We start from the raw sequence: 23,244 nt of genomic DNA, 5'->3' as shown, positions 1-23,244 counted from the left end.
TTACTCAGAACCAGAAGTCGATGAGTCCCTGTTCATTTCCGGGTGCCGTCACCACCAGGATCGACAGGTCGCCCACCCGGTCGCCGTTGGTGTCTCCCTCCACCAGCCAGCCGTTGGCCGTGCCGACAGCCGCCGTGACCCGCAGTTCACCGGCGCTGCCGCTGAAGGCCGCCGCACCGATGTGGCGGAAGGCCGTGTCGCCATTCGCGGCATTGCCGTCGGCGTCGATGCCGTGGAGATCGATCAGATCGAAATCCTCCAGGCCCTCGATGCGATCGCGCGCGGTCCACGTGGAGTCGCTGACTGCCGTGTAGACGAAGCTGTCGAGGTCGCCGCCGCCGATCAGCACGTCGGCACCGCCGCCGCCCTGCAATTCATCGCTGCCGCCCCCGGAGATCAGGCGATCGTCGCCGGCGCCGCCATGCATGATAAAGCGAACGCTGCTCTCCGCGGACGCGTCAACCACTGCACCCTCACCGACGCGGAGCGTGCTCGCATCGACGAAAAATTCCTGTTTGAAATCATAGATATCCTTCACTCCGGCCAGCGAGTCGAGTATCTTCAAATCATATTGGTACAGCGTGCCGGCGGGCGCTCGATGATAATATTCTACGCCGGCGCCCGACAGCAACTCCAGTCTATCCACCGAATTGATGTTCGGCCCGCCGAGCACCAGTGGCGACTCGGCTCCATAACTTCCCTGGAGGATCAGCCTATCTTCCCCGTTAGTGCTGCCGCCGACGATCTTGTCGCCATTCGTGTAGGCACCGCCAAAATAAAAGAGATTGTAATTGCCGAGGCTTGTAAGGCTATCATCCCCGCCCTGCGACATGTTGAACACGACCTGAGGTATATCTGCGGATGTTATGGTCTCATTTAGATTGCTACCGTAGATAGGGTAAGAGTTGAAGATATCACGAAAGGCCAGCGGAGCAGCATCGGCATCCTCCAGAATCAGCATGGTATCCCAGACGAATTCGTCACCAGCAGAGCTGCGCAGGAGATCTATTTTGACATCGCTCCCCGCCTGAACAAGGCGAGCTGTCCCTGCCATGAAGGCGTTGGTTTGGTAGTCGTAGTTATAATGATCCTGCACAGGATCGTAGAACTTCAGGCCTAACCAGTCTCCTTCTGCCCTGTTAAAGTCCGTGACGGTTACCGTCACCGGCGCTCGCTCTCCATAATCCGCATAGCTACCGACCACGATGAGGTCGCTACCTTGGCCAAGCGTCAAAACCGCATCACCTGACATTGCATACGTTTCGAACAGGTCGTTGCCCGCGCCGCCATCGGCGGTAAGCACGGTGCCCGGGCTGGCGCGGACATCGAAGATGATGTCATCGTCTCCGTCGCCGCCCTCGATCCGGATCGTGTCGCCGGCACCGCCGTTGCGCCGCACTTCGATGCGATCATTGCCGGCGCCCCCGACGATCGTGTCCGATCCCGCATCGTCATGGAGATAGTCATCGCCCGCGCCGCCATCCAGGAAATCGTCGCCCGTGCCCCCATCGATGATGTCGCCGTCGGCACCGCCAATCAGCCGATCCGTGCCGGCACCGCCGCTCAGATGATTGAAGCCGCTGCCGCCATGGATCTGGTCGTCGCCGAAGTCGCCGTTGAGGACATCTTTGCCGCCGAGGCCGTAGATCACGTCGTCACCGCGTCCGCCCTGCAGCGTGTCGTCCGCCTGGGTTCCGGTCAGGGTCGACCCGCCGGGTAGTGCGCCTGTCGGAGAAAAGCCGTCGAGATTGAAGCTCGAGAATGCCGAGGCGCTGCGGCCCTGGAAGGTGACGATGGTGCGGAAGCCGTCGCCGCCGCCGTCGGCATCGATCTGCAGCAAGGTGTCGGCGCCGCTCTGGACGAGACGGGCGTGGCCCGACGCGAACGGATTGCGCCCGTCCCACGTCGGAGCCGCGGCGGTAAGAAAATCGATGAACTCCAGCCGGTCGCCGCCGGTACCGGTCTGCAAATCGCGAACGATGATGCTCCCCTGGGCTGCGATCAATGCCGGTGCGCTGGGATCGAGACGCAAGACGTCCGCACCGGCACCCAGGGTCACGTCGGCAGTGCCGCGCAGCCCGGCGAGGCTGATCCAGTCATTCTCGCTGCCGCCGTCGATGACGAAGTCGCCGCCATTTGCGCCCTCGATCGTGATCCGGTCCTCGCCCGCGCCGCCGCGCGCGGTCTTGGCGAGAACATCCGTTGCCTGGATCTGGATCCAGTCGCTGCCGGCGCCGCCGTCCAGCTCATCGCGGCCGGCATCCGCGTACAGGAAATCGTGCCCCGCCTGACCGCGGACGACATCGTTGCCGCGGCCGCCGCGCAGACTGTCATTGCCGTCGCCGCCCTCGACGACATCGTCGCCGACTTCGCCCTCGATCCTGTCGACACCGGCGCCGCCGCGCAGCAGATCATTGCCGGCCCCGCCTTTGATCGAGTCGTCGCCGCCTGCGCCGTCGATCACGTCGTGGCCGATCGTTCCGAAAAGCGTGTCGGCCGCGTCGGTGCCGGTCTTCACATAGGGCAGCGGCTCCGCGCCGTTGGCAAGAAAGCCGCCGAGATTGGTCGAGCGAAAGTCTGCGCGGTTGGTGTTGTTGAAGATGAACAGCGGCTGGTAGGGGCTCGCGCCGCCGGTGCCGTCCCGGTCGATCTCAACCACGGAATCCGCTCCGACCTGGCGAAGCCGCAAATAGCCGGCGCCGAATGGGTTAGTCGCCCGATCCCAGGAGACGAGCGCCTCGCCGAGAAAGTCGATCCAGTCGATGCGGTCGCCTTCGGCGCCCGGCTGGAAATCCGTGAACATGATCGCCGCCCCGGGGGCGAGGGCGCCGGCCTTGATCTCGACGACATCGGCACCCGCGCCAAGGCCGATCTCGGCTTGCGCCGTCAGATGCGCGATCCGGACGAGGTCGTTGCCCGCGCCGGTGGCGACCTGAAAGGTGGTCGCGCCGCGGGAGTCGATCTGAACCCGATCGTCATCATTGCCCGTGTCGATCACCTGGTGATCGCCGGCGACATCGGCGTCGTAATTGACCTGGTCCTTGCCGGCTCCGGTCGAGACGGTGTCCGAACCCGCTTCGCGAATCCAGACAATGTCGATCCAACCGCCTCCGACGACGACATCGTCGCCCAAGCCGCCTTCCAGCCAGTTGGTCGAGTTACCGCCCGTGAGACGATCATTGCCGTCACCGCCATAGAGGACGTCGCTTCCGAACCCGCCTTCCAACGTGTCGTCGCCCGCGTCGCCGTATAGCCGATCGTTGCCCCCGCCGCCGCGAATGACGTCATCGCCGCCGCCGCCGTCGGCGCGATTCCACCCGCTCAGCGTCTCGATGATGTCATCGCCGGGCGTTCCTTTGAGGACGTCGTCGTTGTAGGTGCCGTTGATCTGCGTCGGCGCGGCGAGAGCGAGCCCGCTTTCGGCCGTGAAGAGGGATGGGGAGGATTTCGAGCCACGGAGGGGGAGTTGGACGCCAGCCACTATTTACCCTTTCTTAAGCATACTTGGGCGCAAGTATAGATTTGCTACCGCAATGCAAACGATCTCGATTAGGCTTTGATTACGAAGGAAAAGAATGCTCGAAGCAGGGTGATGAGCGAACCGCGCCGCATCGAGAACACGAATCGCGCACCAAGCGGCGAGACGGCTGTTCAGGATATATCAACAAGGATTCGGGCATGATGGTCGGACCTTTCAGGCACGCATTAGCGTCGCCTTTGGTCAGGCATATGACAATGCACGCGCGGGGGACCTCGTCATCTCGCATTCGCAAGATCGTCTTGTGCGTCAGACGTTTACGATCGGCTGTGAGCGGTCCGAAGGCGCCGCTGATGCGAAGCGGCCCCGCAGCCTCGCTGCCGGGGGCGCGCGTGCCCCGCACGCGCGCTATTTGGCCGAGTGACGGCGGCGAGGCTGCCCCGCAGCCTCGCTACCTCGCCGTGCACGGCGCCCTTGCGGCGCCGAGTGACGGCGGCGAGGCTGCCCCGCAGCCTCGCTACCTCGCCGTCACTCCCATTCGATCGTGCCGGGGGGTTTGGAGGTGTAGTCGTAGACCACGCGGTTGATGCCGCGAACCTCGTTGATGATGCGGGTCGCGACGCGGCTGAGGAAGGCGGCGTCGAACGGGTAGATGTCGGCTGTCATGCCGTCGGTGGAGGTCACCGCGCGCAGCGCGCAGACATTGTCGTAGGTGCGACCGTCGCCCATCACGCCGACGGTGCGGACCGGCAGCAGCACCGCGAAGGCCTGCCAGATCGCGTCGTAGAGACCGGCGTTGCGGATCTCCTCGAGGTAGATGAGATCGGCCTTGCGCAGGATATCGCAGCGTTCCTTGGTGACTTCGCCCGGAATGCGGATCGCGAGGCCGGGTCCGGGGAACGGATGCCGGCCAACGAACGCTTCCGGCAGACCCAATTCGCGGCCGAGCTCGCGCACCTCGTCCTTGAACAATTCGCGCAAGGGCTCGACCAGCTGCATGTTCATCCGCTCGGGCAGGCCGCCGACATTGTGGTGGCTCTTGATCGTCACCGAGGGACCGCCGGTGAAGCTGACGCTCTCGATCACGTCCGGATAGAGCGTGCCCTGGGCGAGGAAGTCGGCCCCGCCGACCTTCTTCGCCTCGGCCTCGAACACGTCGATGAAGGTCTTGCCGATGAACTTGCGCTTGGCCTCGGGATCGGTGACTCCGGCGAGCCCGCCGAGGAACAGATCCTCGACGTCGACGTGGACGAGCGGGATGTTGTAATGGTTGCGGAACAGCGACACGACCTGCTCGGCCTCGCCGTGCCGCATCAGCCCGTGATCGACGAACACGCAGGTCAATTGGTGGCCGATCGCCTCGTGGATGAGCACTGCGGCAACGGCGCTGTCGACGCCGCCGGAAAGGCCGCAAATCACCCGGCCGCTGCCGACCTGCTCGCGTATCTCCTGGATCTTGGTGGCGCGGAACTCGGCCATGGTCCAGTCGCCCGACAGGCCGCAGACGCGGTGGACGAAGTTGGCGAGCAATTTGGCGCCGTCGGGCGTGTGCACCACCTCTGGGTGGAATTGGACGCCGTAGAAGCGCCGCGCCTCGTCGGCGGTGGCGGCGAAAGGCGCGCCGGGAGACTGGGCGACGATGCGGAAGCCCGGCGGGATCGCGTCCACCTTGTCGCCATGGCTCATCCACACCTGGTGCTTCTCGCCGGTCTGCCAAAGGCCGTCGAAGAGGGCGCAATCCTGCTGAATCTCGATGAAGGCGCGGCCGAATTCGCTGTGATCGCCGGTAACGACCTTGCCGCCCAGTTGCTCGGCCATCAATTGCTGACCGTAGCAGATGCCGAGCATCGGCACGCCGGCTTCGAACAGGAATTGCGGCGCCCGCGGGCTCTGCTCGGTGGTCACCGACGCGGGTCCGCCCGACAGGATGATGCCCTTGGGCTGCAGCCGCTCGAACGCTTCGACGGCCCGGTTGAACGGTGCGACCTCGCTATAGACCCCGGCTTCGCGCACCCGGCGTGCGATGAGCTGGGTCACCTGGCTTCCGAAGTCGACGATGAGGATCGAATCGGAAGGCTGAACGGTCATGAGGTCCCCGCGGCGTCAGGATTGGATGCGCGCGCGATAGGCCGGGCAGGCAATTCTGTCCAGCAAGGCCCCCGGCCGCCGCTTCAGCCGGCTGGCGTAAGCAGCAGCCGTTCGATCTCGTCGAAGCCGGCGAAACGATGGTCCGGAGCGAAGCGGGCCAGCGCCTCAGCCGAAGCATAGCCCCATGAAACGGCACCCGCGGCTATGCCGGCCTCTCGCGCCGCGTCGATGTCGCGGGTTTCGTCGCCGATCGCGATCGCCGCCTGCGCCGGAATGCCTGCTTTCCTCAGCACGGCGCGAAATTTGGCAGCCTTGCCGAAGAAGGCGGATCCGCACGCATAATGATCGATCAGCGTCGCCGCGGAGCCGAGGATCCGGCGGGCATTGGCTTCGGCGTTGGAGGTCACGAGCGCGGTGGCGACGCCGCCCTCCCGCAGCCGCGCCAGCAAAGCGGCGGCGCCATCGAACAATCGTATGCGCTCGGCATCACGCGCGACCATCGCCCGCATGTGCCGCGCGATCAGCGGCAGCTTCCAGGTCTTGATGCCGAGATAGTCGACGATCTCGCGATTGCTGCGGTGACGCAGCATCGCGATCTCCTCATCGGAAACGCGGCGGAAGCCGAAGCGATCGGCGACGTCGTTGAGGCTCGACAGGAACCACTCGGCGCTGTCGGCGAGGGTTCCGTCGAAGTCGAAGATGGCGAGGCGATACATGGAGGCCGCGGAAGGGTCGGATCGCGGCGGCGGGTTCAGGCTTCGTCGGTGCTCAGGCGCATGCTGTAGATGCGGCCGTTGCGGACGGTGCAGGTGAAGCTGGTCGGCGCACCCGCGCCATCGGCGCCGAGCAGGCCCTCCACGGTGTAATAGCCCTTGCTCTTCTCGACATGGGTGATCTCGCTGAGATCGGCATTGGCGCGGCCTTCCGCCTCGCCGGTGCAGGCATCGACGGCATCGTCCTGCTTCTGACGGTTGTTCGAGCCGATCGCGGATGCGATCGCGGCAATGCCGCCGACCACTGCGACGCCGGCGACGACATCGCCGCCGTCGATGCCGTCATTGTGATGATAACGATGCCAGCGGCGCGCGTCTGCCGGCGTCGCGAGACTGGTCGCAACCAAGGCGGCGACAGCCGCGAAAGCGATGGGTTTCATGTTGTTCCTCCTCCGGTGGGCGGAGCGCTAGCGCGCCCCGCCTGACGCGAAGCTGAACCGGCTCAGCGACCGGGGGCAGCCGTCACGTTCATGCCGGTGTGCGCGGCGATGAACGCCCACATGTCGGCATATTCCTCGATGATCTTCTCGGTCGGCTTGCCCGAGCCATGGCCGGCGCGCGTTTCGATCCGGATCAGCTTGGGGGCAGAGCCGGTATCGGCTGCCTGCAGCGCCGCCGCATATTTGAAGCTGTGACCGGGAACGACTCGATCGTCGGTGTCGGCGGTGGTGGCGAGCACCGCCGGATAGGTCACGCCCGAGCGGATGTTGTGGTAGGGCGAATAGGCCCGCAGCGTCCGGAAATCCGCTTCCTTGGCGGGGTAGCCGTAATCGTCGACCCAGTACCGGCCGGCCGTCCAGCGATCGAAACGGAGCATGTCCATCACTCCGACCGCGGGCAGCGCCGCGGCGAACAGATCGGGCCGCTGGTTGACGACCGCGCCGATCAGCAGGCCGCCGTTCGAACGCCCGTAAATCGCCAATTGCTTGTTCGACGTGATCTTGCGGTCGATCAGATATTCGGCCGCCGCGATGAAATCGTCGAACACGTTCTGCTTGTTGGCGAGACGGCCGGCATCGTGCCACGCCTTGCCATATTCGCCCCCGCCGCGAAGATTGGCCACGGCATAGACGCCGCCCTGCTCGATCCAGGCGAGGTTCGTCGCCGAGAAACCGGGCGTCATCGAGGCATTGAAGCCGCCATAGCCGTACAGCAGCGTCGGACGCGGCGTCGCGAGATCGAGACCCTTGCGGTAGACGAGGAAGAGCGGGATCCTGGTGCCGTCCTTGGACGGGTAGAAACGCTGCTCGACGGTGAAATCGGCGGGATCGAAGGCGACCTTTGGCTGCGCCCAGGGCGTCGCCCGTCCGCTTGCGACATCGTAGCGGTAGATGGTCGTCGGATAATTGTAGCTGGAGAAGGCAAAGAAGGTCTCCGGATCGTCCGCGTCTCCGCTGAACCCGGCGGCGCTGCCGATGCCCGGCAGAGCGACCGTTCCAACCCGCTTGCCGTCGAGCGAAAAGCTGCGGACCTCGGTCTTCGCATCGGTGAGATAGGACAGGATCAGGCGGCCGCCGACCAACGACGCCCCTTCGAGCGTCGCGGCATCCTCCGGCACGACATCGCGGGCTTCGGCCACCGGTCGGTTGATGTCGGTGGCGACGACCTTGAGCCGCGGCGCACCCTTGTTCGTCACCCAGTAGAAGGTGTCGCCGACGTTGCCGACATAGCTCCAGGCATTCTCCAGACCGGTGACGAAGCGGCGCGGCTGCACGTTCGGCCTGGCGAGGTCGATCAGGGTGATCTCGTACCGCTCGTCGGTTCCTTCCGAAGAGGTGACGATGAGCCATTTGCCGTCTTCCGACACTTCAACGACGTTGGACAGCTTCGGACGGTCCGGCTGCGCGAAGACCAGCCGGTCCTGCGCCTGCGGGGTTCCGAGCTTGTGGAAGTAGACCGCCTGCTTCTCGTTCAGCGACTGGAATTGCTGGTCGGCCTTCGGCTCGGGGAAGCGCGAATAGAAGAAGCCCGAGCCATCTTTCGCCCAATCCAGATTGGCGAACTTCACCCAGCGGACCTCGTCCGGCAGCACCTTGCCGCTGGCGACGTCGAGCACCTTGACCACCCGCCAGTCGGTGCCGCCCTCCTGGATCGAATAGAGCAGGTGCTTGCCGTCCTCGGAGGGGGACCATTCGGCGAGCGCGGTCGCGCCGTCGGCCGACCAGGTGTTCGGATCGATCAACATCCGCGGTGTGCCGTTCAGCCCATCGCGCACATACAGCACATTCTGGTTCTGGAGCCCGGTGTTGCGGCTGTAGAAGTAGTTGCCGCCCTTCTTCCTGGGGATGCCGAAACGCTCGTAGGAGAAGAGCTCGGTCATCCGCTTGGTGAAGGCGGCGCGACCCGGCAAGGTCGACAGATAGGCGTCGGTGACAGAATTTTCGTCGGCAACCCACTGCTTGACCTTCGGGTTCACCCGGACATCGTCTTCCAGCCAGCGATAGGGATCGGCGACCTGCATGCCGAATTGCGTGTCGACGACCGGAAGGCGCTCGGTCGGGGGGTAGGCGAGCGGAGTCGCGGCGGCCGGCTGCGCGGCGGCGGCAGGAGCGGCGTCGTTCATCGCAGGCAGAGACACGCTGGCAAGCAGCAAGGCAGCGGCAAATCGCATGGTGGGGAGAACCTCGGCATCATTGGTGCAGGACGGTTACACTGACGCCCATGGCTTTGCCAAGGCGGCGTTTTTTCGGATCGGGAACAGCCGAGCACCGCCCGCATTTACCCTGTCGAACCTGAGCGGAGGCGATCATGGCAAGCGGCGACGACGACAATTCCTATTGGAACGCGACTGCGGCACCGACCCGATTTCCGCAGCTTGCCGGGGAGGTGCACGTTGACGTGGCGATCATCGGCGGCGGCATCGTCGGGATCACCACGGCACGCTTGCTCAAGGACATGGGCAAGACCGTGGCGGTGGTCGAGGCGCGGCGCGTGGGCCGGGAAGTGACCGGCAAGTCGACAGCGAAGATGACATCGCAGCACGCGATCATCTACCAGACGCTCGAGCGCAAGTTCGGCGAGGACCGGGCTCGCCTGTATGCCGAGGCGCAGGAGGCCGCGATCCGCGAAATGTCGCGTCTTGCCGCCGCCCATGGAGTCTCGGCCGACATCGAGGAGATGCCGGCATTCTGCTACACACGCGACGAGAAGCACGTCGCCGAGATCGAGAAAGAGGTCGAGGTCGCGCGCCGACTCGGCCTGCCCGCCACCCTGGTCCGCGGCGACATCGGCCTGCCCTATGAGGTGCTCGCAGCGGTGCGCTTCGACGGCCAGGCGCAATTCCATCCGACCCGCTATGTCGCAGGGCTCGCCGAGACCCTGCCGGGTAACGGCAGCCACGTCTTCGAGAACAGCCGCGCGGTCGACTGGGAGCCCACCCGGGTGGTGACCGACACCGGCACCGTCACCGCCGGGGTCGTGGTGATGGCGACCCACCTGCCGCTGGGGCAGGTCGGCGGCTATTATGCGATGGCCTATCCCAAGGCCGAGCCGGTGATCGTCGCACCGATCCGGCATGTGCCGCCGGGCATGTACATCAATGCCGAGCAGCCGAGCCATTCGATACGCGCCCACCGCGCACCCGATGGCACCACTTACGCGATCGCCGCCGGCCAATCGTTCAAGCCGGGGCATACCGACGAGGAACGGCAGAACTTCGCTGACCTGGAGCACTGGCTCGAGAATTTCGATGCCGGACCTGCCGCCTATCGCTGGGTCAACGAGGATTATACCCCGATGGACAGTGCGCCGTTCATCGGCTGGTCGTCATCCGCGAAGGACGGCTATCTGGTCGCCACCGGCTTCGATGCCTGGGGCATTTCGAACGGTACCGCGGCGGCGATGATCCTCGCCGATCTCGCGACCGGCAAGGACGGGCATGCCTGGCTCGACATCTTCGACGCGACACGGGTCAAGCCGATGGCGGGCGGCGGCGAGTTCGTGAAGGAGAATCTGAGTGTCGCCGCGCATCTGGTCGGCGGCTATCTCGCGTCCAAGCCGAAGAGCTTCGAAGCGCTCGCGCCGGGCCAGGCCGCGGTGATGAAGATCGACGGCGACAATGTCGCCGCGTTCAAGGACGAAACCGGGACCGTGCACGCGGTGTCGGCGGTCTGCACCCACATGGGCTGCCTGGTCGGCTGGAACGAGACCGACCGGACGTGGGACTGCCCATGCCATGGATCGCGCTTCGAGCTTTCGGGCCGCGTGATCCACGGTCCGGCGACCCGTCCGCTCGGTTCGAAGATCACCGGCTGACTGCATCTTCGAGGCTGGAGACGGGCAGCCGCCGGGCGTAGGCTGATGGCGCGCCCGAAGACGGCGTTACCGGGAACGAATCACGGAGACCTCTCGATGCGGGGCTGTCCGAATATGCGGCGCCGTGCGGCCGCCCTGCTGGCAGGGCTGGTGTTCGGATGCGCCGCCTGCAGCGCGCCCGCCCCGCCGCCGCCTGCCGCTGCGCGGATCGCTCCGGATCCTGAGGCGGTCGCCGAGGCGATCGCGGCCGCCGCACGCCAGGTTCGCCGCTGCTACAGGGCGCCCCGGATCGGATCGGTTGCGCGCGCGATCGTCACCAAATTGCATGTCCGCTACGCCGCCGATGGAACGTTGATCGGCCTGCCGACCCTCGTTGCTCAATTCGGCGTTACTCCGGCCAATCAGCCCTTCGCGGGGCGGATGGCGGAAGCCGCCACGCTGGCGGTAATACGTTGCGCGCCAGTGACGCTGCCGAGCGAGCTGCACGAGGGGGGCTGGAGCGAGCTCGACCTCACCTTCGGTCCGCGCGCGCTCGGCTGAGCCGGCGGCCGCGGGCGCCGAGCGTCACCGGTTCGAATTGTCGGACGCATCCGGTGCGGCGCCGCCCGGGCCGCCCTCGACGCCACCATCCGAGCCGCCGGCGGTCGCGCCGCGGCCGCCGCTCGGCCGGTATTTGTCGTCGTCGCCTGGCTGGCCCTTTCCAGGCAGAACAGCGCCCCCGCCCTCGTGCGTGCCCGAGAGATCCTGCCCCGCACCACCAGCGCCGGCATCATAATCGCCGCTGCCGCCGCTGCCGCCGAGCGGCCCCTTGCCGACATGGTCCGCTCCTTCCTGGTCCGGGCGGAGCGGATCGGTTCCGGCAGTCGCCTGGCCGGCGGAGGGGCGAGACGCGCTGCCGACTTCGGGCGGGCGCGCCTGGTCCGCCGACGTTCCGGCCTTTTCGTCTGCCATGCTGTTCCTCCTTCAATGGATGAAGGTCGGAACGGCCCCGGCCGCGCCCGGTTCCGGCGCCGGCCCGAGGCCGCCGAAAAGCTGTGAAGAGACGGGAAAGGGTCTTTAAAATCCGTAACTTAGTACCAAATAATGCTTGGCCACACTCTCCCTGGTGGCCAAGGGGCCGGGTATCCCCCTTTTCACCTGGCCCTTCAATGGCCCCGCCGCGGTAACCCCCTTCCGCGGCGGGGTTCCGTTGGCGTCGAAGGCTCTCGCGCGATCAGGCTTTCGGCGCCGGCTTCGCTTCCGCCGCCGGAGCGGCAATCGGGCGGCACGCCGGCAGCTTGAGTTCCGCCATGTGACGGCATTGGCGAACCTGAATGTCGGCATTGGGTGCGATGAAGATCGCCCAATCGCCGGTGTCCGTGCAATGCGCCGTCCACAGCGCCATCGTCTTATATTGCTCCTGATAGCCGCCGCGATCGACCTTCTTGCAGCGATTGCCGGTGTCCATGATCGCGCGGCGAAGGCCGAGATTGCGATACAGCTCGGACATGCCCTTGAGCTGATCGGAAACAGTGTTGGCCGCCTGAACCGAGGTCGTCGTCCGCTCGGGAGCGCCGTCCTCGCAGCCTGCAGCAAGCAGGGACAGGACCAGCAGCGAAACCATCTTCTTCATCATCACCTACTCCTCGGCCCGGGGCGCCCCGCGTCGATGCGCGGCGCCCTATTCACGGTCAGCGCTGAAGCGCGTCGACGAAGCCCTCGTTGCCGAGGAAGCCGAGCCGTTCGATCCCGGCGCGCTTCACCACGGCCAGCGTCCGATCGAAATCCTCATAGCGCGCTTTGCCGTCGGTACGAAAGTGCAGCACCGCCTCCGGGTTCCCGGTGCGCATCGCAACCAGCCTGGGCGTGAGCGCGGCCTCGCTGATCGGCTTGCCGTCGAACGTAAGCCCGCCGCGCCCGTCCATGTCGAGGCGGTGGGTTTCGGGTGGGGCCGCCAGGGTTTCGGGGACCGTGGGCAGGTTCAACTTCACGCTGTGGGTCGTGATCGGGATGGTGATGATGAACATGATGAGGAGCACGAGCATGACGTCGATCAGCGGCGTGGTGTTGAGATCGCTGATCGGGGCATCCTTGATCGTCGCATAGACCGGACGACGATGCATCGTGTAGCGATAGGTCATGGCCTCTCTCCTCCTCAAGATTGTTATGTGATTACATAACATCCTGGATTGGTAAAGTGTCCATCGAAAAGCGGAGCCTCAGCCCGTATAGATGTGCCAGCGGCGCTGGCGCGGGGTCGCGTCGGGGACCTTCACCGCTTTGCGCATGGTGACGTTGCCGACGCTGCCGAATCCCTTGCCGCCCTTCATCGTGCCGAAGATCTGGATCGGCACCTCGACATAGGCCCAGCCGCCCGCTTCGACCGGCCGTGTCGCCGGGCCGAGCGACACCTTGTAGCGGTCATAGCCAGCGAAATTGCGCTCGAAGCGGTCATAGCCTTCGTCGCTCTCGCTGCGCATCGCCCAGGCGTCCCTGTAACGGCCACCCTCGATATGATCGTAATAGCGGCGAAGCACTGCAGCGGCGTCCCGGCCCGCGCTTTCGTCCGTCCGGCTTTCCGCCGGTGTGGGCCTCGTCTCGCCGCGCGGGACGTTCGACGCCGGCACAGCCGCCGTGCGATTGGACTCGACGGGCGGTGCCGGCTCGTCCCGGCCACAGCCGGCGACGGACAAGCAGAGGAGGATCAGGCTGACGCGCATCGCCGCAGCCTAACGCCGAACGATCAGGCCGTCATCTTCGACTGGATGCCGTGGACGAGATCGGTGGCGCGCTCGAAGCTCATCGGCCGCCCGAACAGATAGCCCTGGATCTGGTTGACGCCGAGATCGCGCATGCGGGTGAAATCGTCGGCGGTTTCGACGCCCTCGGCGGTGACGCTCATCCGGAAACTCTTGGCCAGGCTGACGATCGACTGGATGATCGCCACTGTCTCGCGATTGTTGCCGGCTTCGCGGACGAAGCTGCCGTCGATCTTCAGTTTGTGGAACACCGCCTTGTTGAGATAGCCGAGCGAGGAATAGCCGGTGCCGAAATCGTCGAGCGCGATGCCGACGCCGAGCGCGCGCAGCCGCTTCAGTACGTCGAGCGACCCTTCGGAATCGCCGAGGAACACGCTTTCGGTGACTTCGAGCTCCAGCCGGTTCGGCTTCAGCTTGTAGCGCGACAGCGCTTCGCTGACCGTATTGGGAAGCGCCGGCAGGATCAGCTGACGAGCGGATAGGTTGAGTGCGACGCTGATATAATCGGGCCACACCGCGGCGGCGCGGCACGCTTCCTCGATTACCCAGTCGCCGAGGTGCATGATCAGCCCGGTTTCCTCCGCGAGCGGAATGAAATCCGCCGGGGAGACCATGCCGCGGGTCGGGTGGTGCCAGCGGATCAGCGCCTCGAAACCGATCAGGCTCTGATCGGCGGCGTTGACCAGCGGCTGGTAATCGAGCCGGAACTGCTTGAGCGACAGTGCCTGGCGCAGGTCCTGCTCGAGCCGGAGGCGATCCTCGGCCTCGTTCTGCATGTCGGCGGAGAAATAGCAGCAGGTTCCCCGTCCCTGTGCCTTTGCCTGGTAGAGCGCCAGATCGGCCTTCTGGATGAGATCGTCCACGGTCTGGCCGTCGATCGGGCCGAACGCACAGCCGATCGAGACTCCGATGCGGATTTCGACCTTCTCGATCTGATAGGGTTCGGCGACCGCCTGGATGATCCGGCGGGCGAGGTCCTCGACCTTCTTGCGGCTCTGGGCGTCGCGGATGACGATGGCGAATTCGTCACCGCCCATGCGGCCGACGTGGCCGAGCTCGCCGACCTCCTTGACCAGGCGCTGCGACACGTTCTTGAGCACTGCGTCGCCCTTGGGATGGCCGAACGTGTCGTTGACCGGCTTGAACCCGTCGAGATCGAGAAACATGATCGCGCACGGCACGTTGCCCGAGGTCGCCGAGGACAGCGCCTCGCCGAGCAGCTGCCGGACCCGGCCGCGATTGGGCAGGCCGGAGAGCACGTCCATATTGGCCAGATTGGTCAGGCGCTCCTGGGTCTTGCGGACTTCGGTGATGTCGGAGCCGACCCCGCGGAATCCCTGAAACTGGCCGCCCATGTCGATGATCGGATCGCCGGCGAGGCTGATCCAGCGGGTGCCGCGGCGCGTCTTCAGCTCCATTTCCAGGCTGGCGAAGGGCTGCCGGGCGAGCAAGGTGCGGCCGAGCGCGCTGTTGCCGCCGAGCGTCGCCGGCAGCGAATGGCCGATCAGCTGGTTGGCCGAGCGCCCGAGCAGGGCGGTCATTCGCGAGGAGATGTAGACGACCCGGTTCTCCGCATCGACCTGCCACAGCCAGCCGACACCGCGATGCTCATATTCCTTGAGCAGCAAGCGAACCGACTCCGCCTGGGTGCGGACATGGGCAATGGTCTGAAGCTGCTCGAAGCTCCAGCGGGTGAGGCGAGAAACGCCGACGATGCCGACCGCGGCGACGCCGACGATGGTGAGTCCGACCGTCGGCGCAAGCTGGGAACTGCCGAGATAATAAGCGCAGCAGAGGGCTGCCGTGATTGAGGCGATCCAGGCGAATGCCGCGGCGGGCGCCGCGGCCAGGCCGATCGCGGCAATGATCATCGCCGCCATGACGCCGCCGATCACCACCTGCACCGAATGTTCCTGGGTGGCGAAGGCGTAGGTGGGCAGCGACACCCAGATTACAGCCAGCCCGACGGCCTCGAGCATCGTGCGGATCGGTGCCCTGCCCTGCGCCGAACGGCTGTTGGCGACGGCGCCCTCGCGCACGGACACGCGCCAGTAGGTCGAGTAGGCCAGCAGGACGACGGCCAGCCAGCCGCCGATCGTCTCGATCTTCACCGATCCGAACATCGCCCAGGCGACGAGACACGCGCCGGCGTTCGCGGTGATCGCGAAGAAGGGGGCGAAATGGGCGCGGGTCAGGACCTGACCATTGTGCAGATGCGCTTCGCGCAGCCGCTGGCTGCTCGCATCCGTGCCGACGCCGTCGTCGGCAAGCTCCGCCGGCTCGACGTCCTGCGGTTCAAGATCCAGATTAACGGGCGCGTGATACATTGGGACCTGCATGCTGCGGAGTGTCCCGATGGGTACGCCGAGGAGTTTGATGGAGTGTTAAGGACGCGGTATAATTTCCGGCGGCCCGGGGCGGCTTCAGGACGACTTTCTCTCGTATTTCCAGTTGCGACGCTTGCCTTCGGCAATCCATTCCGCGGCCTCGGCGATCCGTTTCGCGCGCGTTTCCGGACGCTTCGCCTCCAATATCCATTCGAGATATTCGCGGCGGCCGCTCGGGCTCAGCGCGGCGAATTTCTCCGCTCCGGGCGGCCGCGCCGCAAGCGCGGCCGCAAGATCCTCCGGCATCGGCAGATCCGCCTTTTCAGGTCTCGGTCTCGGTGCGCGGCCCGCCTCGATGAGCGCAGCAGCGTCGTGGATCATCCGGCGAAAAGCCTGCGCGTCCGGAAGGTCATCCGGCGAGGTCATGCGCCCGAACTGGCCCATCGCCTTTTCGGCCGGAGCGGCCTCGACGAAATCTCTCCGCCCCGCCAGAAGCCGAGCGTGGCGTGCGCCTTGAACCCGGCCATGTGGGCGAGCGGCCGCCCCTTCCAGGAGAAAGACGGCATGCCCCAGCGAATCCCCTCCTCCACCTCGGGTAATGCCGCATGAACGGACTCGCGGATCCATTCGAGGATAGGCCGGGCGAAGGTCTGCTGACGCGCGATGTAGGCGTCGATGCGGGGATCCCGGCTCATCGGTGAAACATCGCGCGCCCGCCTGCCGGAGGCAAGCCGACTCGTTCGGACGCCGAATCGATTCGCTCTGGCGAAAGGCTCGGAACGCCCGAGTCGGACGCTCGCTGACGTCGGGAACGCCATCGTGGAGTCCGATCTTGCGCGCCGCCAAGCTGTCATCGAGCATGATCTCGCGAGTCGCCTATGACGAGGCCGAGAGCGTGCTGAGCATCTGGTTCAAAGACAGCGGGCGCTACGTCTATTCCGGCGTGCCCGAGGCGATTTACGAGGGCCTGCGAAAAGCCCCGTCGGCCGGGCGCTTCTTCAACGACTGCATCAAGCGCCGCTTCCCCTGCCGGCCCGATCCGGAGCGCCGCAAATTCAGGCCCCGCTTCAGCGGCTGATTGCCCGGCTCCATCCCGGCGCCGGCGGCTGGTGGAGGTTCGCCTCCGGGATCAGGCGACGGATCTTGCGGGCGAAACTGCGCAGGCACACTTCGCTTTCGCCGAGCGGGCCCGGCACCCAGCTTTGCGACGCCATGCCCTGCTGGACCCCGCGGATGAGAGCGGTGTCCTCGTCGTTGACGCGGCGATTGATGCGCCAGTTCAGATAGCGGGCAGCCCGCATTTCCCGGCGATCGTCGGGAAGGGCGTAGCTGATCTCCCGGATCAGGGTCTCGGTCGGGGAGACCGGCAGGAACTGCATGAAATCGACCTGATCCGGGTAGATGTCGAACGCGACATTGGGCCACAACTTGAAATAGAGCCAGCGGCGGCGAAGCGCCGGCGGCAAATGCTCAACGGTCGGCAGCATTGCCTGATAGGCCCGTTCCGAGACGTTGCTCGACGGGCGATCGAGCAGATCGCCGGCCATCCGATCGACGTGATCGTTGGCCTCGATCGCGTAACCGCGGCCGAACAGCCGGGTGAGGCCCGGATGCGCCACCGGAATGTGGAGCCCGTCGGAATAATTGTCGGCGACGTTCTTCCAGTTGACGTCGCGCGGGCGCAGCGTCACCCGGCCGAGGGCCTGCAGGGCGTCGAAGCGATAGGGTTCGACCTCATGGTCGTAAGGTGCCATCATCTCGGCCACCGAAGGGCCGCCGGATTTCAGGCGCACGAAGACGAAGCCGCGCCAGATTTCGAGGTCGACCGCGACCAGGCCGAGACCGGATTGATCGAGCCCGGGATAGTCGCTCTTGTGCGGCACGCCGATCAGCCGCCCGTCGAGCGCATAGGTCCAGGCGTGGTAGGGGCAGGTCAGTCGGCGCGCGCAGCCCACGTCGCCACTGACGATCCGCGACGCACGATGGCGGCAGACGTTGGTGAAGGCGCGCACGGCATGGTCGTCGCCGCGGATGACGATCACGCTCTCGCCGAGATAGTCGATGGTCTGCCACTGCCCTGGCGCGGCGATGTCGTTGGCGTGGCACACCACCTGCCACGATGGCCGGATGACGCGATCCATCTCCGCAGCGAAGAATTCGGGATCGCGATAGATCCAGCCCGGCAGGCTCAATTCTGCGGCGTGGACGAGGTGGGGTGCGGTCGACATCGTTGGAGTGTGGCAAAGCCTGCGGCCTCTGTCACCACTTGCGCGCCGAGCCGCCTTGGCAGACAGTCGCGGGCATGACGATCGACCTTTCCGTTCTCGCCTGGGGCTGCATTCTCGGCATCCTTCACATCTTCATCGCCGTGCGGTTCAAGACCCGGCAATACGGCACCAAGTGGAACGTCGGCGCACGCGACGAGGCGCTGCCGCCGCCGAATCCGATCGTCGGCCGGCTGGCCCGCGCGCAGGCCAATTTCTTCGAGACCTTTCCGATCATGGCGGCCGCAATCCTGATCGTCACCGTGGCCGACCTGGAAGACCGATCGACCGCCATCGGTGCCTTGCTGTGGCTCGGCGCGCGAATTGTCTACCTGCCGCTTTATGCGGCCGGCACGCCGGTCGTCCGCACGATCGCGTTCCTGGTCAGCATCGTCGGCATCGCGCTCGTGCTGCGACCTGCGCTGGTCGGCTCGTTATAGAACAAGGACAGGAACATCATTCACGGATCCGGCTGACTCGGTGTGATCCGATCATGCTCTAGGCTGACGGTTCCGGCGCGATCTCCGGGATTTCGGCGATGATGCCGTCACCGCAGCGAATCGCGAAGCCCTGGATTTTCTTGTCGTAGGGGATGCGCGCGACGACATGACGGGTCGACACCATCTGGGCGGCGCTGTCGGGGCCCGGTTGCGCATTGAGGTGCATCTGCCTGAAGTGAGGCTCGATCCGCTGCGTCGCTCCCGGCTCAAGCGTCAGGGAATAACCCTGGCTCGGCACGGTGACGTCGCCCTCGACGACAAGGTTGCGACGGTGCTCCGGATGGCCGTGGCGGGTGAGATATCCCTCGACGCGCGCCGTCCAGTTGGCCGACGAGATCACCCGGCACGGCGAATAGAGACTTTTTGCCACCGGCGGCACGTCGCAGCCGATCAACGGCGTCAGCAGGCCGGCGAGGATCAGGAGGCGCGTGGCGCGGAGCATCGGAGAGGACATCGCGCAATCACTAGCGGGTGATCTCGCGACCCGCCAGAGCCTCATCTCGACGCTGCCGCCTCCTCCCTTCGGGCCCGCATGCCCGCACGGCCGCTGCGCACGCCCTCCACGATGAAAATGACGAGCGCCGTCCAGATCAGGCCGAAGCAGACCAGATGCGATGCCGTCAACGGCTCGCCGAACACGGCGACCGCGAGCATGAACTGCATCGAGGGCGCGACATATTGGAGGAAGCCGAGCGTCGAATAAGGCAGCCGGCGGGCGGCCGCGGTGAACAGCAGCAGCGGAACGGCGGTGATCGCGCCGCCAAGGATCAGCAGGATGTCGGTCCTTCGATCCTGGAGGAAGCCGCTCTCGCCGACATGCTGCATCCAGAACAGATAGGCGAGCGCCAGCGGGCAGAGCAGGATGGTCTCGATCGCGAGGCCCTCGAGCGCATCGACCGGCGCGACCTTTCGGAAATAGCCGTAGGACGCAAAGCTCGCCGCCAGGGTGAGGCTGATCCACAAGGCGCTGCCGGCACCGGCGGCGAGGATTGCGACTCCCACGGCGGCAAGGCCGACGGCGAGCTTCTGAAAGAAGCTGAGGCGCTCCTTCAGCAGCACCACCCCGAGCAGCACGTTGACGAGGGGGTTGAGATAATAGCCAAGGCTGCCTTCGAGCACGTGGCCGCTCACCACCGCGTAGATGTAGACCAGCCAGTTGATTCCGATCAGCGCAGCGGTGAGCATCAGGGTCATCACCAGGCGCGGCGTGGCGAGAGCCGTCCGGATCCCGGACCATTTACGCCAGGCGGTCGCGAGCGCCGCGAGAAAGAAGAGCGACCACACGATGCGGTGCGAGACGATCTCGATCGCGCCTACTTCGTGGATCGCCTTGAAGTAGAGGGGCAGGACGCCCCAGAGGAGATAAGCGGAAAAGCCGAGGATCAGCCCGCCGCGTGCCTGATTCTGACTCACGCGCCGCGGTTAGAGCATCTCGGCGGCCGGCGAAACCACCCAGACCCGCAAAAGCGTGGTCGGCACCCTTGGTCACTTGCCTGTGCTGCGATAGAGATTGCGCCAATGGCTGCGCTTGCCGAACCCGAGGAGGTCCGCCTCCATCTCGTCGCCGCTGCGCAGGCCGGCACAGCCCTCACATATTCCGAGGTGCTGGAGCGTCTTGGCTACACTTTTTCGCGCCCGAAGATGCGGGCGCTCTGCGCAATCCTCGCCGCGGTCGATGAGGATGCGGCGGCGCGAGGCGAGCCCGAACTCGCCGTGCTGGTGGTGCGCCAAAGCGATCGCCTGCCCGGTCAGGGCTGGTGGGTCGGCGGCGCCGCCCGCGCCCGCGGATATGAAGGCCCGTGGCTTGGACCGGAGGCGAAGCGCTTCATCGATGGCGTGCAGGCGGAAACCTTCGCCTGGTGGCAGTCCCAAGCCGGGACAGCGATCCCGACAGGGGACAATTAACCAAATCCGCTTACCCACTGTCCGCGCGCTTCGGGCAAAAGGCGGGGAATGGGAGTGTCACCGATGTCGAAAGCCAAGATGAATTTGCGCCATACGGCCCTTGCCGCTGCTTTGGCGCTTGCCGCGTGCAGCGGCGGCGGCGCCAGCGAGAACAACCTCGCCGGGCTCGACAACGAACTCAACGACACCGATCCGGCGCTGACCAGCGCGCTCGAAGACCAGATCGCGGTCGATCCGCAGCTTGCGCAGCAATCGAACCGAAATGCGGTCCGCCCGGCCGAATCCCCGGCGCAGGCGCAATATCCGGCGCCCCTGCCCGGCAGTGCGGGCGCCCAGCAGGCGCAGCTCAGTGCCGCCGCAGCCGGCGACGGCGGCATCGCCTGCCCTGGCGGTGCGAAATGGGATTACAATCCGGCCTGGGCGCAGCGGCTCTCGGCCACCTTCCCGGTCTATCCCGGCGGCAGAGTCACCGAATCCGCCGGTGCGAACCAGGGCGACTGCCGCATCCGCGCGATTACCTTCACCACCGGCGATCCCTATCAGCGCGTGCTCGACTGGTACCACACGCAGGCGGTACGCGCCGGCTATTCCTCGGAACACCAGATCCGCGACGGCGACCACATCCTCGCCGGCACCAACGAGGCGCAAGGCGGCGCCTTCTACCTGATCGTCACGCCGAAGCCTTCCGGGGCCGAAGTCGCGATCATCGCCAACAAGGGGCGGTAATACGACGCCGATATGAAGGCAGCCCGCAATCGGGGGATTGTGGGCTGCTCGATTCCAATCGTGCAGGCGGGACTCAGACGCCGTCGAGGATCGCCTGGATCGCCGCGCCCACGTCCGCCATCGGTGCCATGCCGTCAACCTTTCGGACGATGCCGATCGGCTCGTAATGCGGCAGGATCGGCGCCGTCTTGGCACGATATTCGGCAAGGCGGGTACGCACGGTCTCGGCATTGTCGTCGGGGCGGCGCTTGAACGCTTCCGATCCGCAGACGTCGCAGCGACCCTCGACCTTGGGCAGCTTGTAGCGGTCATGATAGCCTTCGCCGCAGCTGGCGCAGGAATAACGGCCGGTGATCCGATCAATTAGCGCATTCTCGTCGACGGCGAGCTCGATCACGTAATCGAGCTTCATCCCCTTCTGATCGAGCAAGCGGTCGAGCGACTTCGCCTGAACGTCGGTGCGCGGATAGCCGTCGAGAATGAAGCCGCCACGAACGTCGTCCTGGTCGAGACGATCGGACAGAATGCCGGTGACGATCTCGTCAGAGACCAACTCGCCGGCGTCCATAACGGCCTTGGCCTTGAGCCCGACCGGAGTCTTGGCGGCGACGGCCGCGCGGAGCATGTCGCCGGTCGACAATTGCACCATGCCGCGCTCCTGCTCGAGCCGCTGCGCCTGGGTACCCTTACCCGCACCCGGCGGACCAAGCAAAATGATGTTCATCGCCACACGCTCTCCCCTTTAGCGATCTTGCTCAGCGGCCGCGGCCGCCCTTGAGCTTCGCCTTCTTGATCAGATCGCCATATTGATGCGCGATGAGATGGCTCTGGATCTGCGTCACCGTGTCCATGGTCACGTTGACCACGATCAGCAGACTGGTGCCGCCCAGGTAGAACGGGATACCCGCCTTGGCGATCAGGAATTCCGGCACGAGACAGATAAGGGTCAGATAGCCGGCCCCGATCACCGTGATCCGGGTCAGCACATAATCCAGATATTCCTCGGTGCGCTTGCCCGGACGGATGCCGGGGATGAAGCCGCCGTAGCGCTTCAGATTCTCGGCGGTCTCCTCCGGGTTGAAGACCACGGCGGTGTAGAAAAAGCAGAAGAAGATGATCCCGGCGGCATACATCAGCATGTAGAGCGGCTGGCCGTGCTGAAGCGCGGCGGTGACGGTGATCAGGACGTCGCCCCAGGCGCTCTCACCGGCGACCCGATTGCCGGCGAACTGCGCGATGGTCAGCGGCATCAGCAGCAGCGACGAGGCGAAGATCGGCGGAATGACGCCGGCGGTGTTGATCTTCAGCGGCAGGTGCGAGCGTTCGGCCTGCATCTGGCCGCGCGCGGTCTGTCGCTTCGGATATTGGATGAGCACCCGGCGCTGGGCGCGCTCCATGAAGCAGATGCCGAGCACCAGGGCGACGATCAGCGCGATCACGCCGAAGATCATCACCGGCGACATGGTGCCGGTGCGGCCGCCTTCAAAAACCTGCGCGAGCGCGGTCGGCAGCTGGGCGACAATGCCGGCCATGATGATCAGCGAAACGCCGTTGCCGATGCCGCGGCTGGTGATCTGCTCGCCGATCCACATCAGGAACATCGTGCCGCCGATCAGGCTGACGACCGTGGTGAGGCGGAAGACCCAGCCCGGATCGAGCACGGCGGCACCATTGCCCCAGCCTTCGAGACCGACGGCGATGAAATAGCCCTGGACGGTCGCCAGCAGCACCGTGCCGTAGCGCGTATATTGGTTCATCTTCTTGCGGCCGGCCTCGCCCTCCTTCTTGAGGGCTGCGAGGCTCGGCGACATCGACGAAGCGAGCTGCACCACGATCGACGCGGTGATGTAGGGCATCACGCCGAGCGCGATCAGACTCATCCGCTCCAGGCTGCCGCCCGAAAAGGTGTTGAAGAAGTCGAGGACGGTGCCGCGGGTGGTATCGAACAGGGTGCCGAGCGCGCGCGGATCGATGCCCGGCAGCGGGATGAAGCTCAGCAGACGGAACAGGATCAGCGCGCCGAGGGTGAACCACAGCCGCTTCTTGAGATCGGTGGCCTTGGCGAAACTCGCCAGGCTCAGGTTGGCTGCCATCTGGTCGGCTGCGGATGCCATGTGTCTACGATCCCGGAATCAAAGGTAAAAGGCGGCGGAAGCTGATCACCCCCGCCGCCTCATATAGTGATTAGTCA

Annotated in this window: 23 protein-coding genes; 6 read left to right on the top strand and 17 right to left on the bottom strand. The window is 65.5% G+C overall.

What is annotated here, in order from left to right:
- Window positions 1-4: 4 nt before the first annotated feature.
- The 5 genes from ETR14_RS15360 to ETR14_RS15340 form a co-directional block, all read right to left on the bottom strand.
- The gene (locus ETR14_RS15360) at window positions 5-3,481 is read right to left on the bottom strand and encodes a calcium-binding protein (protein WP_129385934.1); all 3,477 of its coding nucleotides are present in this window, start codon (window positions 3,479-3,481) and stop codon (window positions 5-7) included.
- A gap of 525 nt (window positions 3,482-4,006) precedes the next feature.
- Window positions 4,007-5,566, bottom strand: a complete 1,560-nt coding sequence (gene guaA, locus ETR14_RS15355) for a glutamine-hydrolyzing GMP synthase (RefSeq protein WP_129385932.1) — start codon at window positions 5,564-5,566, stop codon at window positions 4,007-4,009.
- Window positions 5,567-5,649: 83 nt separating this feature from the next.
- A complete protein-coding gene (locus ETR14_RS15350; RefSeq protein WP_129385930.1) occupies window positions 5,650-6,282 on the bottom strand; it encodes an HAD hydrolase-like protein in 633 nt (210 codons plus the stop codon).
- Window positions 6,283-6,317: 35 nt separating this feature from the next.
- The gene (locus ETR14_RS15345; RefSeq protein WP_129385929.1) at window positions 6,318-6,719 is read right to left on the bottom strand and encodes a hypothetical protein; all 402 of its coding nucleotides are present in this window, start codon (window positions 6,717-6,719) and stop codon (window positions 6,318-6,320) included.
- A gap of 62 nt (window positions 6,720-6,781) precedes the next feature.
- The gene (locus tag ETR14_RS15340) at window positions 6,782-8,902 is read right to left on the bottom strand and encodes a prolyl oligopeptidase family protein (RefSeq protein WP_243455536.1); all 2,121 of its coding nucleotides are present in this window, start codon (window positions 8,900-8,902) and stop codon (window positions 6,782-6,784) included.
- Between the two features lie 185 nt (window positions 8,903-9,087).
- Here ETR14_RS15340 and ETR14_RS15335 point away from each other — a divergent pair, with 185 nt between their 5' ends.
- Window positions 9,088-10,593 (top strand): FAD-dependent oxidoreductase, encoded by a 1,506-nt coding sequence (locus tag ETR14_RS15335; RefSeq protein ID WP_129385926.1) that lies wholly within the window; start codon window positions 9,088-9,090, stop codon window positions 10,591-10,593.
- A gap of 114 nt (window positions 10,594-10,707) precedes the next feature.
- On the top strand, window positions 10,708-11,133 hold the full coding sequence (locus ETR14_RS15330; protein ID WP_243455535.1) for a hypothetical protein: 426 nt from the start codon (window positions 10,708-10,710) through the stop codon (window positions 11,131-11,133).
- 24 nt (window positions 11,134-11,157) lie between these two features.
- Here ETR14_RS15330 and ETR14_RS15325 read toward each other — a convergent pair whose 3' ends face one another.
- The 7 genes from ETR14_RS15325 to ETR14_RS29220 form a co-directional block, all read right to left on the bottom strand.
- Window positions 11,158-11,544: a hypothetical protein gene (locus tag ETR14_RS15325; protein ID WP_129385924.1), complete on the bottom strand. Its 387-nt coding sequence runs from the start codon at window positions 11,542-11,544 to the stop codon at window positions 11,158-11,160.
- Window positions 11,545-11,806: 262 nt separating this feature from the next.
- On the bottom strand, window positions 11,807-12,208 hold the full coding sequence (locus tag ETR14_RS15320) for a hypothetical protein (RefSeq protein WP_129385922.1): 402 nt from the start codon (window positions 12,206-12,208) through the stop codon (window positions 11,807-11,809).
- 55 nt (window positions 12,209-12,263) lie between these two features.
- Window positions 12,264-12,713: a biopolymer transporter ExbD gene (locus ETR14_RS15315; RefSeq protein ID WP_243455534.1), complete on the bottom strand. Its 450-nt coding sequence runs from the start codon at window positions 12,711-12,713 to the stop codon at window positions 12,264-12,266.
- A 78-nt stretch (window positions 12,714-12,791) separates the two neighbouring features.
- The gene (locus ETR14_RS15310) at window positions 12,792-13,292 is read right to left on the bottom strand and encodes a hypothetical protein (protein WP_129385920.1); all 501 of its coding nucleotides are present in this window, start codon (window positions 13,290-13,292) and stop codon (window positions 12,792-12,794) included.
- 23 nt (window positions 13,293-13,315) lie between these two features.
- Complete coding sequence (locus ETR14_RS15305; RefSeq protein ID WP_165356460.1) at window positions 13,316-15,658, bottom strand: bifunctional diguanylate cyclase/phosphodiesterase; 2,343 nt, start codon at window positions 15,656-15,658, stop codon at window positions 13,316-13,318.
- A gap of 96 nt (window positions 15,659-15,754) precedes the next feature.
- A complete protein-coding gene (locus ETR14_RS29225; RefSeq protein ID WP_243455533.1) occupies window positions 15,755-16,039 on the bottom strand; it encodes a YdeI family protein in 285 nt (94 codons plus the stop codon).
- A gap of 41 nt (window positions 16,040-16,080) precedes the next feature.
- Window positions 16,081-16,353 (bottom strand): iron chaperone, encoded by a 273-nt coding sequence (locus ETR14_RS29220; protein WP_243455532.1) that lies wholly within the window; start codon window positions 16,351-16,353, stop codon window positions 16,081-16,083.
- A 137-nt stretch (window positions 16,354-16,490) separates the two neighbouring features.
- Between ETR14_RS29220 and ETR14_RS15295 the strand changes: the two genes are divergently transcribed.
- Window positions 16,491-16,736, top strand: coding sequence for a KTSC domain-containing protein (locus tag ETR14_RS15295; protein ID WP_243455531.1), 246 nt, complete (start codon window positions 16,491-16,493; stop codon window positions 16,734-16,736).
- On the opposite strand, the gene ETR14_RS15290 is transcribed toward ETR14_RS15295, so the two are convergent.
- Entirely contained in the window at window positions 16,726-17,886 is a 1,161-nt protein-coding gene (locus ETR14_RS15290) for an aromatic ring-hydroxylating dioxygenase subunit alpha (RefSeq protein WP_129385916.1), read from the bottom strand. The genes ETR14_RS15295 and ETR14_RS15290 overlap by 11 nt on opposite strands.
- A gap of 74 nt (window positions 17,887-17,960) precedes the next feature.
- On the opposite strand from ETR14_RS15290, the gene ETR14_RS15285 reads away from it, so the two are divergent.
- The gene (locus tag ETR14_RS15285; protein ID WP_129385915.1) at window positions 17,961-18,362 is read left to right on the top strand and encodes an MAPEG family protein; all 402 of its coding nucleotides are present in this window, start codon (window positions 17,961-17,963) and stop codon (window positions 18,360-18,362) included.
- Window positions 18,363-18,420: 58 nt separating this feature from the next.
- Here the strand turns inward: ETR14_RS15285 and ETR14_RS15280 are convergent, their stop codons facing one another.
- On the bottom strand, window positions 18,421-18,876 hold the full coding sequence (locus ETR14_RS15280) for a hypothetical protein (RefSeq protein WP_129385913.1): 456 nt from the start codon (window positions 18,874-18,876) through the stop codon (window positions 18,421-18,423).
- Window positions 18,877-18,917: 41 nt separating this feature from the next.
- A complete protein-coding gene (gene rarD, locus ETR14_RS15275; protein ID WP_129385911.1) occupies window positions 18,918-19,835 on the bottom strand; it encodes an EamA family transporter RarD in 918 nt (305 codons plus the stop codon).
- A gap of 105 nt (window positions 19,836-19,940) precedes the next feature.
- On the opposite strand from rarD, the gene ETR14_RS15270 reads away from it, so the two are divergent.
- The gene (locus ETR14_RS15270; protein WP_129385909.1) at window positions 19,941-20,327 is read left to right on the top strand and encodes a ribose-phosphate pyrophosphokinase; all 387 of its coding nucleotides are present in this window, start codon (window positions 19,941-19,943) and stop codon (window positions 20,325-20,327) included.
- Between the two features lie 63 nt (window positions 20,328-20,390).
- Window positions 20,391-21,053 (top strand): hypothetical protein, encoded by a 663-nt coding sequence (locus tag ETR14_RS15265; protein ID WP_129385908.1) that lies wholly within the window; start codon window positions 20,391-20,393, stop codon window positions 21,051-21,053.
- 73 nt (window positions 21,054-21,126) lie between these two features.
- On the opposite strand, the gene ETR14_RS15260 is transcribed toward ETR14_RS15265, so the two are convergent.
- Both ETR14_RS15260 and secY read right to left on the bottom strand, forming a co-directional pair.
- Window positions 21,127-21,777, bottom strand: a complete 651-nt coding sequence (locus ETR14_RS15260; protein WP_129385906.1) for an adenylate kinase — start codon at window positions 21,775-21,777, stop codon at window positions 21,127-21,129.
- 31 nt (window positions 21,778-21,808) lie between these two features.
- Entirely contained in the window at window positions 21,809-23,167 is a 1,359-nt protein-coding gene (gene secY, locus ETR14_RS15255) for a preprotein translocase subunit SecY (protein ID WP_129385904.1), read from the bottom strand.
- Between the last annotated feature and the right edge of the window lie 77 nt (window positions 23,168-23,244).

It is taken from the genome of Sphingosinicella sp. BN140058 (assembly GCF_004135585.1).
In the GTDB taxonomy this organism is placed as follows: domain Bacteria; phylum Pseudomonadota; class Alphaproteobacteria; order Sphingomonadales; family Sphingomonadaceae; genus Allosphingosinicella.
This window is presented reverse-complemented; position numbering and strand designations above follow the sequence as displayed.

Coding starts and splice junctions, on each gene's coding strand:
- guaA (WP_129385932.1), bottom strand. CDS start 5,566: ATGACCGTTCAGCCTTCCGATTCGATCCTCATCGTCGACTTCGGAAGC.
- ETR14_RS15350 (WP_129385930.1), bottom strand. CDS start 6,282: ATGTATCGCCTCGCCATCTTCGACTTCGACGGAACCCTCGCCGACAGC.
- ETR14_RS15345 (WP_129385929.1), bottom strand. CDS start 6,719: ATGAAACCCATCGCTTTCGCGGCTGTCGCCGCCTTGGTTGCGACCAGT.
- ETR14_RS15340 (WP_243455536.1), bottom strand. CDS start 8,902: ATGAACGACGCCGCTCCTGCCGCCGCCGCGCAGCCGGCCGCCGCGACT.
- ETR14_RS15335 (WP_129385926.1), top strand. CDS start 9,088: ATGGCAAGCGGCGACGACGACAATTCCTATTGGAACGCGACTGCGGCA.
- ETR14_RS15330 (WP_243455535.1), top strand. CDS start 10,708: ATGCGGCGCCGTGCGGCCGCCCTGCTGGCAGGGCTGGTGTTCGGATGC.
- ETR14_RS15325 (WP_129385924.1), bottom strand. CDS start 11,544: ATGGCAGACGAAAAGGCCGGAACGTCGGCGGACCAGGCGCGCCCGCCC.
- ETR14_RS15320 (WP_129385922.1), bottom strand. CDS start 12,208: ATGATGAAGAAGATGGTTTCGCTGCTGGTCCTGTCCCTGCTTGCTGCA.
- ETR14_RS15315 (WP_243455534.1), bottom strand. CDS start 12,713: ATGACCTATCGCTACACGATGCATCGTCGTCCGGTCTATGCGACGATC.
- ETR14_RS15310 (WP_129385920.1), bottom strand. CDS start 13,292: ATGCGCGTCAGCCTGATCCTCCTCTGCTTGTCCGTCGCCGGCTGTGGC.
- ETR14_RS15305 (WP_165356460.1), bottom strand. CDS start 15,658: ATGTATCACGCGCCCGTTAATCTGGATCTTGAACCGCAGGACGTCGAG.
- ETR14_RS29225 (WP_243455533.1), bottom strand. CDS start 16,039: ATGATCCACGACGCTGCTGCGCTCATCGAGGCGGGCCGCGCACCGAGA.
- ETR14_RS29220 (WP_243455532.1), bottom strand. CDS start 16,353: ATGAGCCGGGATCCCCGCATCGACGCCTACATCGCGCGTCAGCAGACC.
- ETR14_RS15290 (WP_129385916.1), bottom strand. CDS start 17,886: ATGTCGACCGCACCCCACCTCGTCCACGCCGCAGAATTGAGCCTGCCG.
- ETR14_RS15285 (WP_129385915.1), top strand. CDS start 17,961: ATGACGATCGACCTTTCCGTTCTCGCCTGGGGCTGCATTCTCGGCATC.
- ETR14_RS15280 (WP_129385913.1), bottom strand. CDS start 18,876: ATGTCCTCTCCGATGCTCCGCGCCACGCGCCTCCTGATCCTCGCCGGC.
- ETR14_RS15270 (WP_129385909.1), top strand. CDS start 19,941: ATGGCTGCGCTTGCCGAACCCGAGGAGGTCCGCCTCCATCTCGTCGCC.
- ETR14_RS15265 (WP_129385908.1), top strand. CDS start 20,391: ATGTCGAAAGCCAAGATGAATTTGCGCCATACGGCCCTTGCCGCTGCT.
- ETR14_RS15260 (WP_129385906.1), bottom strand. CDS start 21,777: ATGAACATCATTTTGCTTGGTCCGCCGGGTGCGGGTAAGGGTACCCAG.
- secY (WP_129385904.1), bottom strand. CDS start 23,167: ATGGCATCCGCAGCCGACCAGATGGCAGCCAACCTGAGCCTGGCGAGT.